Origin of the sequence: Pantoea sp., assembly GCF_028283705.1 — a bacterium.
Lineage (GTDB): Bacteria > Pseudomonadota > Gammaproteobacteria > Enterobacterales > Enterobacteriaceae > Pantoea.
The window spans coordinates 26,068-43,997 of sequence record NZ_JAPWKD010000017.1; the positions used below are offsets into that span (position 1 = coordinate 26,068).

Annotated in this window: 13 protein-coding genes; 8 read left to right on the forward strand and 5 right to left on the reverse strand. The window is 54.1% G+C overall.

What is annotated here, in order from left to right:
* Positions 1 to 3: 3 nt before the first annotated feature.
* From PW844_RS15150 to PW844_RS15175, 6 genes are all read left to right on the forward strand, one after another.
* Positions 4 to 258 carry an EF-hand domain-containing protein gene (locus PW844_RS15150; RefSeq protein WP_299453313.1) on the forward strand — a complete coding sequence of 85 codons (255 nt, stop codon included), beginning with the start codon at positions 4 to 6 and terminating at the stop codon, positions 256 to 258.
* A 38-nt stretch (positions 259 to 296) separates the two neighbouring features.
* Complete coding sequence (locus PW844_RS15155) at positions 297 to 1,352, forward strand: efflux RND transporter periplasmic adaptor subunit (RefSeq protein WP_299453316.1); 1,056 nt, start codon at positions 297 to 299, stop codon at positions 1,350 to 1,352.
* A complete protein-coding gene (locus PW844_RS15160) occupies positions 1,345 to 4,494 on the forward strand; it encodes an efflux RND transporter permease subunit (protein WP_299453320.1) in 3,150 nt (1,049 codons plus the stop codon). The genes PW844_RS15155 and PW844_RS15160 overlap by 8 nt, the downstream gene beginning before the upstream one ends.
* A gap of 2 nt (positions 4,495 to 4,496) precedes the next feature.
* A complete protein-coding gene (locus tag PW844_RS15165; protein WP_299453323.1) occupies positions 4,497 to 5,228 on the forward strand; it encodes a response regulator in 732 nt (243 codons plus the stop codon).
* On the forward strand, positions 5,225 to 6,532 hold the full coding sequence (locus tag PW844_RS15170; protein WP_299453326.1) for an ATP-binding protein: 1,308 nt from the start codon (positions 5,225 to 5,227) through the stop codon (positions 6,530 to 6,532). The genes PW844_RS15165 and PW844_RS15170 overlap by 4 nt, the downstream gene beginning before the upstream one ends.
* 316 nt (positions 6,533 to 6,848) lie before the next feature.
* Positions 6,849 to 7,610, forward strand: coding sequence for a hypothetical protein (locus PW844_RS15175; RefSeq protein WP_299453329.1), 762 nt, complete (start codon positions 6,849 to 6,851; stop codon positions 7,608 to 7,610).
* A 192-nt stretch (positions 7,611 to 7,802) separates the two neighbouring features.
* Here PW844_RS15175 and PW844_RS15180 read toward each other — a convergent pair whose 3' ends face one another.
* Positions 7,803 to 8,015 (reverse strand): hypothetical protein, encoded by a 213-nt coding sequence (locus tag PW844_RS15180; RefSeq protein WP_084879504.1) that lies wholly within the window; start codon positions 8,013 to 8,015, stop codon positions 7,803 to 7,805.
* 392 nt (positions 8,016 to 8,407) lie between these two features.
* Here PW844_RS15180 and PW844_RS15185 point away from each other — a divergent pair, with 392 nt between their 5' ends.
* Positions 8,408 to 10,852, forward strand: coding sequence for a glycogen/starch/alpha-glucan phosphorylase (locus tag PW844_RS15185; protein WP_299453335.1), 2,445 nt, complete (start codon positions 8,408 to 8,410; stop codon positions 10,850 to 10,852).
* 20 nt (positions 10,853 to 10,872) lie between these two features.
* Here PW844_RS15185 and fic read toward each other — a convergent pair whose 3' ends face one another.
* The gene (gene fic / locus PW844_RS15190; protein ID WP_299453338.1) at positions 10,873 to 11,949 is read right to left on the reverse strand and encodes a protein adenylyltransferase Fic; all 1,077 of its coding nucleotides are present in this window, start codon (positions 11,947 to 11,949) and stop codon (positions 10,873 to 10,875) included.
* A 295-nt stretch (positions 11,950 to 12,244) separates the two neighbouring features.
* Between fic and PW844_RS15195 the strand changes: the two genes are divergently transcribed.
* Positions 12,245 to 13,549 carry an MFS transporter gene (locus tag PW844_RS15195; RefSeq protein WP_299453341.1) on the forward strand — a complete coding sequence of 435 codons (1,305 nt, stop codon included), beginning with the start codon at positions 12,245 to 12,247 and terminating at the stop codon, positions 13,547 to 13,549.
* Between the two features lie 32 nt (positions 13,550 to 13,581).
* On the opposite strand, the gene PW844_RS15200 is transcribed toward PW844_RS15195, so the two are convergent.
* The 3 genes from PW844_RS15200 to PW844_RS15210 are packed head-to-tail and all read right to left on the reverse strand — an operon-like array spanning position 13,582 to position 17,726.
* Complete coding sequence (locus tag PW844_RS15200; protein WP_299453345.1) at positions 13,582 to 14,433, reverse strand: PRD domain-containing protein; 852 nt, start codon at positions 14,431 to 14,433, stop codon at positions 13,582 to 13,584.
* A gap of 3 nt (positions 14,434 to 14,436) precedes the next feature.
* On the reverse strand, positions 14,437 to 15,861 hold the full coding sequence (locus PW844_RS15205; protein ID WP_299453347.1) for a glycoside hydrolase family 1 protein: 1,425 nt from the start codon (positions 15,859 to 15,861) through the stop codon (positions 14,437 to 14,439).
* Positions 15,858 to 17,726, reverse strand: a complete 1,869-nt coding sequence (locus PW844_RS15210) for a beta-glucoside-specific PTS transporter subunit IIABC (RefSeq protein ID WP_299453349.1) — start codon at positions 17,724 to 17,726, stop codon at positions 15,858 to 15,860. The genes PW844_RS15205 and PW844_RS15210 overlap by 4 nt, the downstream gene beginning before the upstream one ends.
* Positions 17,727 to 17,930 lie beyond the last annotated feature (204 nt).

A 17,930-nucleotide genomic window follows, 5' to 3' on the forward strand; every position in this document is an offset into this window, starting at 1 on the left:
TAAATGAAAAAGTTTCTGATGCTGGTTGCAGGTTTCGTCTTTATCAGTGCTGCCAGCGCAGCGCCGACCGGTGCATTTATGCAGCGAGTACAGGATCGTTTCAATGCTGCAAATACCAATCATGATGGCAAATTGACGCTGGCAGAAGCGCAGGCGGGTATGCCGCGTGTCGCTCAGCATTTTGCTGAAATAGATACAGCGAAAAAAGGCTATATCACCTTCTCGCAGCTCAGTGCATTTATGGCTGCGAAAAAATAATCAACCCGATGAACGCGCTATCCATGAGGACACTGAGTGTGACGTGCCGGTTTGGGCTGCTGCTGACAGGCTGTGTACTGGCGGGTTGTAAACCCCAGCAAAATGCTCTCCCGCAGCCGGTTCCTGCGGTGTCGGTGAGCATGCCGCAAAAACTCACGTTTGACTCGTCAACCACCGTCACCGGCACACTGAGTGCTTCAGCGCAGGTACAGATTACAGCGCGCGTCGCAGCGACGCTGCAATCGGTCAATTTTAAAGACGGTGACCTGGTGCAGGCCGGACAAGTGTTATTTACGCTAGACCCGGCTGCCTTACAGGCACAGCTTAATTCGGATCAGGCCGCGCTGGTGAATGCCCAGCGTGAAACCGACCGCGACCTGGCTCTTTATCCGTCACACGTTATCTCCCTGTCCGCCTTGCAGGACGCGCAAACCGCCAGAGATCAGGCGCTGGCGCAGCGGGATATCGCGCAAATTAATCTCGGTTATACGCGTATTACCGCCCCCTTTACCGGACGCATCGGGCGGCGCACTGTCGATGTTGGTAATCTGGTGGGGACCAGCGGTAATACCCTGTTAGCCACGTTGAATAAAATCGACCCGCTGTATGTCACTTTCAGCCTGAATCAGTCAGACGCGACGCGTTTCGGCATTATCGCCGCACGCAGCGCTGCTGTCGGGCAGCAGCCGGTGGATGTCACCATTCCCGGACTGAGTGAGCCGCTGCATAGCACCATCGACTTTGTCGATAACCAGCTCGACAGTGCCAGCGGCAATATCACCCTGCGTGCTACCCTGCATCAGCCGCCCGTTAATCTGCTGCCGGGGATGTTTGTCCAGGTCACGCTGCATGCGGCAGCGCCGGTGAACCAGCTGCAGCTACCGGCCACGGCGGTACAGGGCGACAGTGTTTTCCCGGTTTCTGCGGATGGCACGGTCAGCCGCCTTAGCGTTAAAACGGCTCCCGGCAGCGGTGAGCATGTCATTTTACTCAGCGCAAATGACGCCACACAACGCGTCCTGACCTTTGCCCGGCCTGATTTAGTGGGGAAAAAGGTGAACGTCAGCAACGAGGCGCAAAGCCAGCATGATTAAGTTCTTTCTCGACCGACCGGTTTTCGCCAATGTGTTGTCGCTGATTATCCTGATCCTCGGCGCGGTGGCTTTATGGGCATTACCGGTGACGCAGTATCCTCCCATCACTCCGCCGACGGTGCAGGTGGTGACGCACTATCCCGGCGCCAATGCGCAGACATTGCAGGATCAGGTGGCGTTCCCCATCGAACAGCAGGTGAATGGTGTCGAGCACATGCTGTATATGAAATCGACCACCGGCAATGATGGTACCTATACCCTGAATATCACCTTTGCCATCGGCACCGACAGCGACCAGGCCCAGATCCTGGTGCAAAACCGTGTGCAGGCTGCGCTCTCCCAGTTGCCGGATGCGGTGCAGCAGCAGGGGGTGACGGTGCGAAAAAGATCTACGGCCATTTTGCAGTTGTATAGCCTGCAATCGACCGACCCGGCTCAAAACACATTGTTTTTGAGCAACTACGCCACCAATCATCTGCGCGACTCGCTGGCGCGCATACCTGGCGTGGGGGATGTCACGGTGTTTGGCACCGGTAATTACAGCATTCGCATCTGGCTGGATGCGGCGCGCATGCAGCAATATGGTCTGGTACCGGATGACGTGATCAACGCCATCAAAGCGCAAAACCGCAGCGTCAGTGCCGGACAGCTGGGCGCTCCGCCCGTCAACAACGGCCAGCAGATGCAACTGACGCTCAACGTTAATGGCCTGCTGGCCGATGCCAGCCAGTTCAATCAGATCGTGATTAAAAGCAGTACCGAGGATGGCGGCAGGCTGGTGCGTTTACAGGATGTCGGCCATGCAGAGCTGGGTTCATCGAGTTATGCGCAGTTTTTCACCATGGACGGGAAACCTGCAGCGGGGATTGCCATTTCTCAGTTACCGGATGCCAACGCGCTGGACGTTGGCGCTGCGGTCGCCGCTGAGATGCAAAAATTGTCTGCGCAACTGCCGGCAGGTATGCATTATTCACTGCCGTTCGACACCACAACCTTTATTAAGAGTTCAGTCGATGACGTCTACAGCACCTTGTTGATTGCCGGGCTGCTGGTGTTACTGGTGATCGTGGCATTTTTGCAGAACTGGCGCGCGGTGCTGGTACCCGCCACCACGGTACCGGTCACTATTATTGGCACATTCGGGGCTATCTACCTGATGGGTTTTTCCATCAATCTGCTGACGTTGTTTGCCATCGTGTTGGCGATCGGCATCGTGGTTGATGATGCGATCGTGGTGGTCGAAGGCGTGAGTCATCAGATGGAGCAGGGATATGCGCCGCGCGAGGCGACGCAGCGCGCCATGCGCCAGCTGCTGGCCCCCATCATTTCTATCACGCTGGTGCTGGTGGCAGTGTATATCCCGGCCAGTTTCTTACCGGGTCTCAGCGGCCAGATGTATCGTCAGTTTGCGCTGGTGATTGCCGTGACCACCTGGCTTAGCGCGCTTAATGCGCTGACGCTGAAACCGGTGCAGAGCGCACAGTGGCTGCGACCGGTGAAGCAGGGAACCAAACCCTGGATTTACCGGAAGTTCAATCAGGTTTTCGCCTGGCTGGAGAACGTTTATCTCAACACTGTTCGCCGTTTAATCCGCCACAGCAAAGCGGCGCTTATCAGTGGCATGGTGGTGATCGTGCTGGCGTTAGTCGCCTTCCTCAGAATTCCAACCGGATTTATCCCGCTGGAAGACCAGGGTTATCTGTTAGTGTCGCTGCAACTGCCCGACGCCGTTTCGCTGGGAAAAACCGCCAACGTTACCCAGCGAGTGGAACGATTGCTGAATCAGCAGCCCGGGGTAGACCATGTCGTGGTGATCGGCGGGCTGTCACCGCTCGACAATAATGCGTCCCTGTCCAACGCGGCGCTGATTTACATCACCCTGAAACCCTGGAATCAGCGTGGCAGAAACCAGGATCTGCGTTCAATCTATCTCAATCTGAATAAACAGCTGGCGGGTATTCCCGATGCCAACGCGCTGGTGATTGTGCCGCCGCCGATTCAGGGCGTCGGTAACGGTGGCGGTATGCAGATGATCCTGAGCGAGAATGACGGGCAACGTGATTACCGACATCTGCAACAGGTGAGTGATAATTTTGCCCGGCAGGCGATGGCACTGCCGCAAGTGTCGCGCATGTTCAGCACGCTGCGTGCCGATGTGCCGCAGATCAATGTCACGTTGGATAGAACGCGCGCGGCAGCGATGGGTGTATCTCCCGGTGATGCCTTTGATGCGATGCAACAATATCTTGGTGCCAGCTATGTTAATCAAATCACCCGCGAGAACCATAGCGTGAAAGTTTATGTGCAGGCGCAGTCAGATCAGCGTCTGCTGCAACAGCAAATCTCTGCACTGACGGTAAAAAATGCCAGCGGTGAGCCAGTTTCGCTGGCAACACTGGTCAGTTTCACCCCGACTCAGGGGCCAGCCGTCGCTTCCTTATATAATCTCGACCCGGCTGCCACGCTCACCGGAATGCCCGCGCCGGGTTACAGCACCGGGGCTGCGATGCAGGCGATGGAGACACTGGCGAAAGCCACCCTGCCGCCGGATATCGGCCTGTCGTGGACCGATATGTCGTATCAGGAAAAAGTGGCCGGAAACCGCATTTATATTGCCTTCGCCATGTCGCTGCTGTTGGTTTATCTGGTGCTGGCGGCACAATATGAAAGCTACTGGTTACCTGTCAGCGTAATTCTTGGTGTCCCACTTGCCTTATCAGGTACGGCGATCACATTGTTAGCGCTGAATATCGCTAACAATCTTTATACCCAGATTGGCGTGTTATTACTGGCCGGGCTTGCCGCCAAAAATGCGATTCTGATTGTCGAATATGCCCGCCAGCAGCGCCTGGCCGGGAGCAGCATCATTGACGCGGCACTAACGGCGGCCAGAACGCGTTTCCGGCCGATTATCATGACGTCGCTGGCATTTTCCCTGGGCGTAGTGCCGCTGCTCTTTTCCAGCGGTGCCAGCGCCAGTGCCAGAAAATCACTGGGGATTACCGTTTTTTCAGGGATGTTGTCAGCAACTTTACTTGCCATCCTGTTAGTCCCTTGTTTTTATGTCGTTTTGCAACGTGCACAAGAGGCGTGGCAGGCGCGACGCAAGCCTGTTCATCAGCCCTCTTTATCGGGTGAATGACCATGAGTGATGCGAAAACCGAGTATAAGGCGAAGAAAATCCTCGTTCTGGACGATGAAAATGAACTGCGCAGCATGCTGCAACGCTATTTGAGCGATCAGGGATTTGAGGTCAGAACGGCGGAAAACAGCGCCCGACTCGACCGGTATTTGCAACGTGAGCCTTTCGATTTGCTGGTGCTGGATCTGATGATGGAACCGGAAGATGGCCTGTCCGTTTGCCGCCGTCTGCGCGCGGCGAAATATACGCTGCCTATCCTGATGCTCACCGCACGCGGCGACCCGATAGATCGGGTGATTGGTCTGGAAACCGGTGCTGATGACTATCTTGCCAAACCTTTTCTGCCGCAGGAGCTGGTGGCTCGTATTAAAGCGATCTTTCGGCGACAGGAGTTGCAACGTGGCGCAACGCCTAACGGTTCGGGAGAAGTCTGTTTTGGCCCTTATCGTCTGGATATCACCCGTCAAACGCTTTACCGCGAAGATCAGCTGATGACGCTGAATTCTGCTGAAATGAATTTGCTGATTGCGTTAGCCACCACACCCAACCGGCCAATCAGCCGCGAAAATCTGCTGAACCGTGCCAGAGGACGTGAGTATGAAGCGCTGGATCGAAGCGTCGATGTGCAAATTTTACGCCTGCGCCAGCAACTTGAAATGCAACCTTCCGAGCCTCGCTGGCTGAAGACCGTCTGGGGCATGGGTTACATGCTGATCGCAGATAGCGAAACGTGAAAAAATTCTGGCCCCGCTCCCTGCTGGCACGTAACAGCGTCCTGTTGATCTTGCTGGTAACATTGACGCAATTCACCACGCTGACGGTGTTTCTGGTTTTTATCCAGAAGCCCCGGGTCAACGACGCCGCTTCGCTGATTGCCTCGCAGATCGTGATGCTCGATAAGCTGCTGGCAACGGTACCGGCTACGGATCGTGATCGTTATGTACAGGCGGTGCAGGGCGTTGCTCAGCCACCGCTACACTCGATAGAAATACCTACGCTGGGCCTGGCCGGATTCTATCGTCGTTATTATCTGAAAGTTTTTCTTGATAGCCTGCATCAGCAACTTCCTGCGGGAATTCAGCTGCGCTGGGAGCAGGCACCGGAAAAAAAATTATGGGTGGAGGTGAAAATCGCCGGGCAGCCGTACTGGGTTGCGCTGGCCGTGGAGCCTTCGAATCATCTTACCAGCCTGATTAGCGCCATTTTGCTGTCAGTGATTTTATCTCTGATGGCGTTGCTGACGGCTTATGGCCTGCAACGGCGTATCAACCGCCCACTGACATCACTGGCGCGGGCTGCCGCTGACGTCGGCAAGGGCGGATGGCCGCGTCCCTTATCGCCGGAAGGGCCGACTGAAATCATGACAGTAAGCCTGACGTTTAATCGCATGCTGGCTGGTCTGGCCGAGATGGAGAATACCCGGGCGCAGATGCTGGCCGGAATTTCTCACGACCTGCGCACGCCACTGACCAAGCTACGGCTGGCGCTGGCAATGAGCGGGCAGGGAAAATCTACCCAGGATGACTTTGGTCGTTATTTTGATGATGTTGATAACATTCTGCAGCAATTTATTGATTATGCCCGTGGCAGCGCGGCTGAGCTGACCCAGCCGGGTGACATCAATCAGATGATTACCGAACTGGCCCATGATTTTACCGGACTGGGACAAAACTTTAGCCTGAACCTTGCCCCTCTGCCGGTGTTCCTGTTCCGCCCGATCAGCGTGATGCGCCTGCTGACCAACCTGATGCAAAACGCCGCCAAATATGGACTGACAGGATTAGAGGTTGCCAGCTGGCGGGAACAGAATGTCGCTAACATTGCGGTGCGTGATCGCGGTCCCGGCGTGACAGAGGAAGAATTATTGTTGATTACCAAGCCTTTCCATCGTGGAAAAGGTACTGCCGCCCGGCATAACGGTTCCGGCCTGGGACTTGCCATCGCGCGCCAGATTGCGCAGCAGCATGGCGGCGATCTCAGCGTCAACCGCCGGGCAGGCGGCGGGCTGGAGGTGAGGGTTACGCTGCCTTTGGTGTAACGCTCTTTGTCTCGATCCGTAGTGGCATGATTGATCGCACAAGGTGTTTAATTAACAGGGCAGCGGGTGATACGGGTTGCCTTTTTCCTTGCTCCCATCATCGCTCCACCGGACATACTATTCTGAGAGATAAACAGGCCTCTGAATATGAAATTTACCTCTCCTTTATGATATATCCCACCCCGATCAAAAAATCACTTTTTAAGCTATGATTTCGTCTGGAAATGAATTATTAAATAGCTGTTAGCTGCCTTGTTATGATAACAAACACATATGTACCATTCATTTAATTTGAACCTGGGAGGAGTAATACTATATGGCTACCATATCTTTAAATCCTGCTGTTAACATTTTAGCTCCACAAATCACAAATGATTTATCATCTCAAAAACAGAAATATTACGCTCAAAATGCAGCTAAATTATTAGAAAGTAGTCTGCCTACCCCGAGCGAAACAACAAATGAAATTGATAATTTATTGTTAGGGGAGAATGAAAACATTCAGGATCTTTATTGCGTCACCTTCATAGGTTATTCCGGACAGAAATACGAAGACTTTGCAGGCGTAAAGGAAACAATAAAATCAAAGCTGGAAGGATGCGTGCGCGATAATCCGGATAAACAGATAGTTGTGGTATGCGGAGGAACCAGCGTTGGCATAGGCGGCGTTTATGATGTCGTGGCTGGGGATGCTTTTCTTAAGAACAACATCAAATGCATTGGTATTGTTTCTGCATTAGCCTCCGACCAGGATTTGTTTCAGGATAGGGATGATTTTAAGGTGGGTATCGTGCGTGTTCCTGATCCTAAACGATCATGGCAGACAAAATTGACTGATGGTGACCAGGAATATCAGGCTATGCTTTATCCGGCACACAAATATGGAGGAGAAGTCATGGCGTTTGGAGCAGGCGGCATCGGTTATGAAGAAGTTAAAGAAGGAATAAATAAAGGTATTGAGACAACGATGTTTCCGTCTCAACCGGACAGAACCCTGCTTCAGGAAAAGATTAATGCAGGCAAAAAGTTTGCTGATTTATGTCCCCTGCTACATCATGAGTTTGGGCTTAATGGTTAGACATTAAATTTCCTACCGAAGGTGGTTTATAAGTATCATCGACAGTTATTATTCCTGTTGTGTAAAATTGCCTGCCATATTTTAAAAGTTTTATTGAAAAAAACAAACTTCGAATTCCAGTCCTGTTTGCCCATAATCTGATCCGTTATGGGCATTTTTTATCACGCTCAAGAAATTTCCGGGATTTTGCTGTTATTCATCCTCAATCCTGACTTTATCACCCGCCGCATCCTCGATCGCTTTCCGCAGTTTTTCCGCTGTAACCTCATCGAGGTGAGCAATCACGCCAGGTTCAGTCGCCATCTGGGCATCCTGTAAAGCCCAGCCTTCAGCAGACATCACCGCAAATATCGCTTTGGCGATTCCCGGTGGGTTAGGGCGGGCATTAAACACAACTTTTTTCATTGTTTGCACCTTTGTGTAAAAACATTTGATTAACCTGAACTCATTAAAAGCCCGGCGGCACTTAGCGATGCGCTGAGCCATCAGTCGCAGGTGTTTTCAACCAAAATGAATCCGCCCTAAATTTACCGAAAGGAGGTGTTGATAGAATGTGAACAGTACAATGTCGCAGAGAAAACTATCCAAATACCCAGGCAAACCGTGCCAGTTAAATCCGGAGTCTCCCGGAACAGGCTTTTATTTCCTCTCGCTGCGTTTGCCACCCTCAGGGTTGCTGGCTAACTTGATTAAAAGACCCTGGAAAATGACCCAACGTTTTCCCTGTGCATCACTTTGCTGCTCAGGCCTGGCGACCATCAGCTTCTGATGTGAGCGCCAACACGAGGCAACACAATATGAAAGATAAATCTTCTGCTCCCGCCATCGGTCCTGCATTTCAACATGATGTGGTACGCAACCTGATTTGCCGCCAGGCACGCTATCCGGATATTGCCACGCCGCAGGACTGGTATATGGCGCTCTCGTTTACGGTCAGAGACCGTATGCTGGAAAGTTGGGTGGCATCGACTAAAAACTACGCAGAACATAACGTTAAGGTCGCCTGTTATTTGTCGGCAGAGTTCCTTATTGGCCCACAACTGGGTTGCAATCTGCTCAGCCTGGATCTTGAGGATGATGCCAGGCAGGCCCTGCACGCGCTGGGGCAGGATCTTGACGAATTGCTGGCGCTGGAGGAGGAACCGGGGCTGGGCAACGGGGGGTTGGGCAGACTGGCGGCATGCTATCTGGATTCACTGGCGACGCTGGAAGTCCCGGCCATCGGCTATGGTATTCGCTACGAATTCGGCATCTTCGATCAGGATATCGTGGATGGCTGGCAGGTGGAGCGTACCGATAAGTGGTTGAAAATGGGCACACCCTGGGAAATTGTCCGGCCTGACATCAGCTTTTATGTCAACTTTGGCGGTTACACCCGGATGCAGACCGATGAACAAAATCGGCTGCAAGTGCAATGGATACCGGCTCGCCAGGTGAAAGGGGTGGCCTATGATGTGCCGATCCAGGGTTATCGTGTCAACACCTGTAATCTGCTGCGGCTGTGGAAAAGCGAGGCGGTGGAATCTTTTGACTTCGAGGATTTTAACGCGGGCGATTATTACCAGGCAGTGGAAGAAAAAGTGGTCTCAGAGACGCTGTCTAAAGTGCTCTATCCCAATGACGAACCCGATGCCGGTAAGCGGCTGCGCCTGGCCCAGCAATACTTTTTTGTTTCATGTTCGCTTCAGGACATGCTGCGCCTGCTGGATATTGGTCACCGGCCTGTCGAACATTTTGCCGAACGCTTTGCCGCGCAGCTGAACGATACCCATCCCTCGATCGCCGTGGCTGAACTGATGCGTCTGCTGCTCGACGAACGCCAGCTGTCATGGGACGAAGCCTGGTCAATCACTCAGCACACCTTCGCCTACACCAACCACACGCTGTTACCCGAGGCGCTGGAAACCTGGGGGCTGCCGCTGATGCAAAGTTTGCTGCCACGGTTGCTCGACATTATTTACGAAATCAACAGACGTTTCCTGGAAGAAGTGCGCCAGGCGTTTCCTGATGATGTGGCGCGGGTGGCGCGTATGTCATTAATTGACGAACATGGCGAGAAGAAGGTGCGCATGGCCAATCTTGCTACGGTAGGCAGCCATGCCGTCAATGGCGTGGCGGCGTTGCATTCAGAGCTGCTCAGGCAAACGGTCCTACATGACTTCGCCGCGATGTATCCGCAGCGTTTTCTGAATGTCACCAACGGCGTGACTCCACGTCGTTTTCTGATGCTGAGCAATCCGCGGCTGGCTAATCTGCTGGATGAAACTATAGGCACGGGCTGGAGAAACGATCTGACTCAACTCAGTGCGTTGGCCACACTTGCCGATGACGATGATCTGCAACAGGCGTGGCGCGCCATCCGTCATCACAACAAATCGGCGCTGGCGGGACGCATCAGCAACCTGGTCGGCATCGACGTTGCGCCCGATATGCTGTTTGATGTGCAGGTGAAACGCATCCACGAGTACAAACGCCAGCATCTGAATGCCCTCTATATTATTAGCCTGTATCAGCGCTTAAGCCGTCATCCTGAACTCAAAACCGCACCACGTTGTTTTATTTTTGGCGGTAAGGCGGCTCCGGGCTATGGCATGGCGAAGCTGATCATCCGGTTGATTACTGGCATCGCCGAAGTGGTCAATAATGATCCGGCGATGAATGAGCGTCTGAAGGTGGTGTTCTTTCCCGACTTTAACGTGAAGAATGGCCATCTTATCTATCCGGCGGCGGATCTGTCGGAGCAGATTTCGACTGCAGGCAAAGAAGCCTCGGGCACTGGGAACATGAAGTTTATGATGAATGGCGCAATCACCATCGGCACGCTGGATGGGGCCAATGTCGAAATACGCCAGCAGGTGGGTGAGGAGAATTTTTTCCTGTTTGGCATGACGGCTCAGCAGACTGAGACATTGAACCGTGCGGAGTATCGTCCGGCTGATTACGTGCAGGCCAATGAGGATTTACGCGATGCATTTGAGCAAATTGCGCAGGGGCGTTTCTCCCGCGGGGATACGGCCTTGTTCCGTCCGTTGCTCGACAGTTTGCTGCACTACGATCCCTTCCTTGTGCTGGCCGACTATGCCGATTACGCGGCGTGCCAGCAGCGGGTGAGTGAAACCTGGCACGACCAACGCCTGTGGACACGCATGTCGATTCTCAATTGCGCCCACTCCGGGATCTTTTCGTCAGATCGCGCTATTGGCGAATATTGCCAGCAGATTTGGCAAATACCCAGCACGTAGCGACGCATTTCAGAGCAGTTTTACTGATTCAACTCCTGTAACAACCGGGTGTTGATATATAACTTCTCACGCCCGACGTTCATTTCTTCAAGCACACCGATTTCTACCAACTGCTTCAGATAGGATGATGCCGTCTGACGTTTTGCGACGCCGTGTTCAACCAGGTTTTCAATGCGGCAATATGGCTGTGCAAAGAGCACCTGAAGTAATTCATGGGTATAAATTTTAGGCAGTTTTTCCCGTACATAATCAGTCGCGTCCGCCAATAGCGCGCGTACAATCGCGATTTTTTTTGTTGTCCATCGTGCGGTGTTTTCCACTGCTTCCAGCATAAAGAGGATCCATGCTTCCCAGTTCCCCTCTGCGGTCACGCTGCGTAGCAAGGTGTAGTAATCATCACGTCTCTCAAGGATGAAACGAGAAAGATAGAGGATCGGCAGTGACAGTAATTCAGTCTGGATCAGGTACAGGATATTCAGGATTCGGCCTGTACGCCCGTTCCCGTCGGGAAAGGGGTGAATGCATTCGAACTGGTAGTGGGAAATCGCCATTTTCACCAGCGGATCGATGTCATCTTCTGCGTGTATGAAACGTTCCCAGTTTGCCAGCAAGTCACGAATGGCGGATTCACCGACGGGCGGCGTGTAAACCACATCATGGTTCTGGTCACGCAACACCGTACCCGGTGTCCTGCGGATATCGGTTTGAACAGCGCGTAACCGGGTACAGATCGATATCGCGGTGTTGGTACAGAGTGGATGCGTTGCCAGCTGGCTATAGCCCTCAAACAATGCGCTGCGATAGCGTAGTGCTTCCTTAGTGGCGGGATCAGCATGTTCGGCGCGGTCCGCAAACTGGAATAGCTGGTCGCTGGTTGTCACAATGTTCTCGATGCGGGAAGAGTCCTTCGCTTCCATGATTGGCAGGATATTGATCAGTAAACCCTGATCGGGAATCAATTCTCCGGCGGTTTTCAGCTCTGCAATTGCCGCGCGTGCACTGATGCACGCTTTGAGCACTGCGCGTGTTTCAATGCGATCAAGGTCGGGTGGAAGTAAAGGGAGCCCATTGTAGGGCGTTTCTGGTTGCCAGCGCATATGTTTAAGAAAACCGATTTTATCGACATATCGCCATAATATGTCGATGCCATAAACATGTCACGGCCATATGTTTAAAAAAAACGATTTTATCGACATATCGCCAAAACGTGTCGATGCCATAAACATGTTGCGGTGATATGTTTAAAAAAGCCGATTTCATCGACAGATTCTCCAGAATTCCGAATCATCGTGCCTGGCTGTATTGATCAGCTATCCTTACCGGCTACAGCATCAAACGGTGCTGATGATGGAGAATGATCCCTTAGACGGTACAAGCATTACAGAGAGTTACATGAGAAAAGTGATAAATGCCTTTTTGCCACTCTATGCCACCACCCTGTTAATGTTGCTCGGTTCCGGTCTGCTGACCACCTACGTTTCCCTGCGCCTGGCGCATGAGCAGGTCAACGGCGCGCTGATCGGGGCGATCACTGCGGCAAACTATGTCGGGTTGGTGATTGGGGGCAAAGTCGGGCACAACCTGATTGCCCGCGTCGGCCACATCCGCAGCTATGTCACCTGTGCCGGTATCATCACCGCCTCGGTGATCGCGCATGGCCTGACTGATCTGATTCCGCTTTGGGTCTTTCTGCGCCTGATTATCGGTTTATGCATGATGTGCCAGTACATGGTGCTGGAAAGCTGGCTCAACGATCAGGCGGAATCCTCGCAGCGTGGCATGATTTTTGGCCTGTATATGGTCGCGACCTATCTGGGGCTGAGTGGAGGGCAGGTGATCCTGGCGATGCAAAGCGGTTTTGGCATCAGCACGCTGCTGATTGTCGCACTGTGCTTTGCGTTGTGCCTGGTGCCGATTGCCCTGACGACACGCACCAACGCCAGAGCGATGTCGCCTGCACCGATGGAACTGGGCTATTTTCTTCGTACCATCCCGCGTCTGCTGGCCACCACGGTGGTCAGTGGCATGGCGATCGGTGCGTTTTACGGGCTGGCACCAGTGTATGCCAGCAGTCAGGGATTCAGCACGGAACAAACCGGTCTGTTTATGAGCCTGAGTATTTTCGCCGGGCTGGTGGCGCAGTTTCCGCTCAGTTGGCTGTCAGACCGTTTTGATCGTCAGCGCCTACTGTTCTTTATCGCGCTGTTGTACGGCGTGTCGGCGTTGGTGTTGGGCCTGCCACTCAATCTGCCGTTTCAACTGCTGCTCGGCATGGCGTTTTTTATCAGCATGATGCAGTTCGGGCTTTATCCTTTGCAGGTGGCGCTGGCGAATGACCAGGTGATGTCGGAACGGCGCGTGTCACTGACCGCATGTCTGCTGATGGCGTTTGGTATTGGGGCCAGTATCGGACCACTGGCCGTCGGTGCCTTGATGCAGCCGTTTGGCAGCCATGTACTGTATCTGTCTTTCACGTTCTGCGCGCTGTTGATCGCGGTGATGAACCGTCCGGTTAAGGTCCTGCCCGTGCCCACTACCGAGGTGCCACTGCCGCATGTGGTGATGCCGGATAGTCTCGCCACGTCACCGATTGGCGCAGCCTTGAACCCGGTGCTGGAAGAGGAAGCTATTCAGGCAACGATGGTGAATACCGATGATGCCGCAGAGGAACCAACTGAAGCCGAGGCCACCAGGTGAATCTGGCGCGATTTATCGCGCTGTTTGATAACTTACGATGAAGATACATCAGGTGGCTCGGCAATCCGCACCAGATGGACGATCAGCCATAGCAGCTCATCATCTGTCATCCCAACTTCCAGCATCTTTTTCACATAATCATTGATCGCCAGCGCGCAGCGATGCATACGCGGATGCTGCAAAATGATCTGCGGCAGCAGCACATTGCCCTGGCTGTGGTTCAGCTGCCCGGCAAACATACGCTGAATAAAAAACTGCATATGGATCAGAAAGCGGGAGTAGTTGAGGGAACCGGTGTCGATGGTGATATAGGCATGGTACTGAATAATATTGAAGATATCTTTGAGCATACGCATCGCCAGCAGCGTCTGGCTGGTATCACTGTGTTCTGACTGACCATTCACCAGATGAAAAGCGATATTACCCGCTTCCTCGGGTGGCAGTTCGAGCCGGAACTGACTGTTCAGCCGGGTCACCACCTGCTGCGCCAGCGTGAACTCCGCCGGCCAGAAGCGCTGGACCTCAAACAACACGCGGTTTTGCAGCATGATGCCTTTGCGGCTGCGTTCCACGGCAAACATCAGGTGATCGGTCAGAGTAAAGAAAATTTGTGGACGCAGCGGGTTGCTCAGCCCCTGCTGCGCCATCTGCATCACCAGCGCCGTCATCTGGAAAACCTCTTCCGGCATGGCGGCAAAAGCATTGAGATATTCCGCGCCCGGCAGGTTTTCCTGCACCATAAACAGCTTCTCGACTTTTTCCCGTGGGATCATGTCGCCGACGCGGCTGCTGAAACCAATGCCTTTACCCATCACGATGGCTTCCTTGCCATCGCTATCTTCGGTCAGCACCAGGCTGTTGTTCAGGACTTTAATGACCTTCATCTGCTAACGGGTGTCCTGTAATTGTTGTCCGTTACTGGCGATAACCTGTTGATACCAGCCAAAACTGCGTTTAGGGATACGCCGCAGATCATGCAGCGACTGCTCGTCGCGATTAACATAAATGAAACCGTAGCGTTTCGCATAGCCCTGATGGGTGCTAACCACATCAATCGCCGACCACGGGAAGTAACCGATCACCTCTACGCCATCGGCCAGCGCCAGCTGGATCTGCTCAATATGCTGGCGCAGAAAATCAATACGATAACCATCATCCACCGTACCATCCGCTGCCAGGGTGTCGGGCGCACCAATGCCATTCTCAGTGATCATCACCGGCAGGTTATAGCGTTCGCAGACTTTGCGCAGGGTTAAACGCAAGCCGATGGGGTCGATGACCCAGCCATAAGGCGTTTTCGCGGTATACGGATTCTCCTCGGGCCGGTACACGCCTGGCTCGCCCAGCATGATCTGCTGATCACCCGCGCGCGGTGCCACGTCCGAGGCATCCCCGCGACTGGCGGCAATGGTGGCGGTGGAATAGTAGTTGATGGCGACAAAATCAGGACGCGCTGCGGCCAGCAACTCACCATCTTGCGGCAACATCTGCGGTGCCAGGCCGCGATCCTGCAAATAACGCAGGGCAAGGGCGTTGTAGCGACCGTGCACCGCGACATCGAGGAAACTCCAGCAGCGCAGGGTTTCCCAGTTATGCGCGGCAATAGCATCTTCCGGGCGGCAGGTGGCGGCATACATCGAGGTGGTGTTGATCGCCGGGCCGATTTTCGCGCCCGGCAGCAGTGCATGGCAACGCTGCATCACCTGGGCCTGGGCCACCAGCATATGGTGGCTCTGCTGGTAGAGCGATTTTTTATCCGGCAGCGCGCGCCCGGGCGGCGTGCCAATCGCGCCCGGATGCAGGATCATGGTGTTCTGTTCGTTGATGGTCAGCCAGTAACGCACCTGGTCGCCTAATTCCCGGAACAGCAAATCGGCATAACGCACAAAAGCTTCAATGGTGTGGCGATTCAGCCAGCCACCTTGCTGCTCCAGCGCCCACGGCAGGTCGAAATGGTACAGGGTGACGATAGGTTCAATGCCATGATCGCGCAGGGTGGCGATCAGCCGTCGGTAGAAATCCAGCCCGGCTGGATTGACTGCGCCATCGCCGTCGGGGATGACCCGCGACCAGGCCACCGAGAAGCGGTAGGCTTTCAGGCCGAGTTGCGCGAACCACGCCACGTCGGCTTCCATCTGCTGATAATGATCGCTGGCTACGGTGAAATCAGCTTTGCCAACCGGATGGCTCAGCATATCGACCACCGAAGGGCCTTTACCGTCGCTGTCCCAGGCCCCTTCGACCTGATAAGCCGAAGTCGAGGCACCCCAAAGAAAGCCAGTCGGAAAGGGGGAGGATTGTTGATAAATCATGCGGCCTGCCCCCGGAGATTGAGTTCCATAATCGGCTGACCAAAATCAACAGGTGCATCCGCCGCAATAGTGATGGCAAATTCATCGCTGTTGATCACCACCACTGGCGTGATCAGGTCATAACCGGCGGCGGCAATCGCCTGCATATCGAAGCGAACCAGCTCATCACCCGCCTGCACCTCATCACCCACCTGCAAAGATGAACTGAAATGCTGACCACCCAGCGCGACGGTATCCAGACCAATATGGACCAGCACTTCCATACCATCGTGACTCATCAGGCCAACGGCATGGCAGGAAGGGAGAAAGGTCATCACTGTGCCGCTGACCGGGGCGCGCAGGACGCCTTCCTGTGGGCGGATCGCCACGCCCTGGCCGAGCAGGCCATTGGAGAACACATCATCATTTACTTCGCTTAACGCCACCATCTCGCCACGCAGTGGGCTGACGATAGTCCCGGGCTTCAGGTTAACCGGCGCGGGTACCACTTTTGGCGTTTGATTATCCGCTTCGGGAATATCTTCAAAGCCCAGTATCCAGGTCAGGGCGAAGGTGACCACAATAGCGATGGCACAGGTGACCAGCGCATGCACGATGTTCATCGGGTTGGCACCGATAAACGCGGGCAGGGCGGCCAGGCCTGGGGAGACAAAGGCATAACGTACCAGGCCACTTAACCCGGCGTAGATACCGGCACAACCGCCGCCGATCATCGCGGCGATCAGCGGACGTTTTAATTTCAGCGTCACACCATACAGCGAGGGCTCGGTAATACCCAATAACGCAGTGAAACCGGCAGAGGAAGCGAGCTGACGCAGGTTTTTGTTGCGGGTTTTCAGTGCGACGCACAGGGTCGCCGCACCTTGGGCGATGTTGGACGCCAGCATGCCCGGGCCGTTAATCATCTCAAAACCATTTTTGCTCAATTGCCCGGTGGCAATCGGCGTCATCGCCCAGGCGGTGCCGGTGATCACCAGGAACGGTTGTAGCCCACCCATCAGCATCGGGATCAGCCAGCTGGCGTGGCGATCGATAATCACCGCGCCGGAAGCCACCACATCGTTCAGCCAGATACCGAGCGGACCGACCACCACCAGCGCCAGCGGTGCGGTCACCAGCAGGATAATCATCGGCTTAACAAAGAATTTGATAATCGACGGGGAGAAGCGTTCGGCAAAACGCTCAATCCACGACATCAGCCAGACGGTAAGGATAATCGGCAGCACCGACCCGGCATAATCCGCCAGCTGGAAGGGCAGACCAAGGAAGTCCACCGGTTTGCCGCTGGCGATCATTTTGCCGATCTCCGGGTGCAGCATCGCTCCGGCAATGGTCATCGCCAGAATCGCGTTACATTCAAATTTCAGCGCCGCGCCATACGCCAGCAGCACCGGCAGGAAGAAAAAGGCCGCATCCGAGATGATGTTAAGCAACTGCCAGGTCGGGCTGCTCTCGTTCATCACGCCGGTCAGTTTGCAGATGGCGAGCAGCGCCTTGATCATCCCGGCCCCGGTAATCGCCGGGATCACCGGGGTGAAGGTGGTGGAGATAACGCTAATAATCTGCGAAACGATGCCGCTGCGCTCTTTGTCGGCCTGCGGCACCGCCTTCGCTTTGTTGCCACTGGTGGCTTTTTCCAGTACGCGGAACACCCGCTGCACATCGTTGCCGACCACAATCTGGAACTGACCGCCGCGTTCGACGACGCTGATTACCCCCGGCAACTTCTCGATCTGCGCGCTATCCACCGCGTCGCGGTCGTTAAATTCCATACGCAGCCGGGTGGCACAATGAGTCAGAGTACGGATATTCCCGCCCCCTTTCACCAACCGTAAAATCTCTTCCGCTAACTCGTTATGACTCATAGTTTTCCCTTTCGTTAAGGCAAAAAAAAAGACCAAAACAAAAATGCACGCCGGAAAAATAACCGGAGCTGACATTTTCATTTTGGTCTTGCCTGCCGAAGCAGTAGCACGCCGCAATAAAACGTATGTGGTTGTTGCGTGGAGGAGTATCTTTACGCCCCGCAACATTGGCAATAACTAATAATAAAAACTGTGAAGCAACGC

Excerpts from the sequence above, each read along its gene's own strand:
- PW844_RS15210 (WP_299453349.1), bottom strand. The coding sequence starts at position 17,726 with ATGAGTCATAACGAGTTAGCGGAAGAGATTTTACGGTTGGTGAAAGGG.
- PW844_RS15175 (WP_299453329.1), top strand. The coding sequence starts at position 6,849 with ATGGCTACCATATCTTTAAATCCTGCTGTTAACATTTTAGCTCCACAA.
- fic (WP_299453338.1), bottom strand. The coding sequence starts at position 11,949 with ATGCGCTGGCAACCAGAAACGCCCTACAATGGGCTCCCTTTACTTCCA.
- PW844_RS15160 (WP_299453320.1), top strand. The coding sequence starts at position 1,345 with ATGATTAAGTTCTTTCTCGACCGACCGGTTTTCGCCAATGTGTTGTCG.
- PW844_RS15165 (WP_299453323.1), top strand. The coding sequence starts at position 4,497 with ATGAGTGATGCGAAAACCGAGTATAAGGCGAAGAAAATCCTCGTTCTG.
- PW844_RS15200 (WP_299453345.1), bottom strand. The coding sequence starts at position 14,433 with ATGAAGGTCATTAAAGTCCTGAACAACAGCCTGGTGCTGACCGAAGAT.
- PW844_RS15205 (WP_299453347.1), bottom strand. The coding sequence starts at position 15,861 with ATGATTTATCAACAATCCTCCCCCTTTCCGACTGGCTTTCTTTGGGGT.
- PW844_RS15180 (WP_084879504.1), bottom strand. The coding sequence starts at position 8,015 with ATGAAAAAAGTTGTGTTTAATGCCCGCCCTAACCCACCGGGAATCGCC.
- PW844_RS15185 (WP_299453335.1), top strand. The coding sequence starts at position 8,408 with ATGAAAGATAAATCTTCTGCTCCCGCCATCGGTCCTGCATTTCAACAT.
- PW844_RS15150 (WP_299453313.1), top strand. The coding sequence starts at position 4 with ATGAAAAAGTTTCTGATGCTGGTTGCAGGTTTCGTCTTTATCAGTGCT.
- PW844_RS15195 (WP_299453341.1), top strand. The coding sequence starts at position 12,245 with ATGAGAAAAGTGATAAATGCCTTTTTGCCACTCTATGCCACCACCCTG.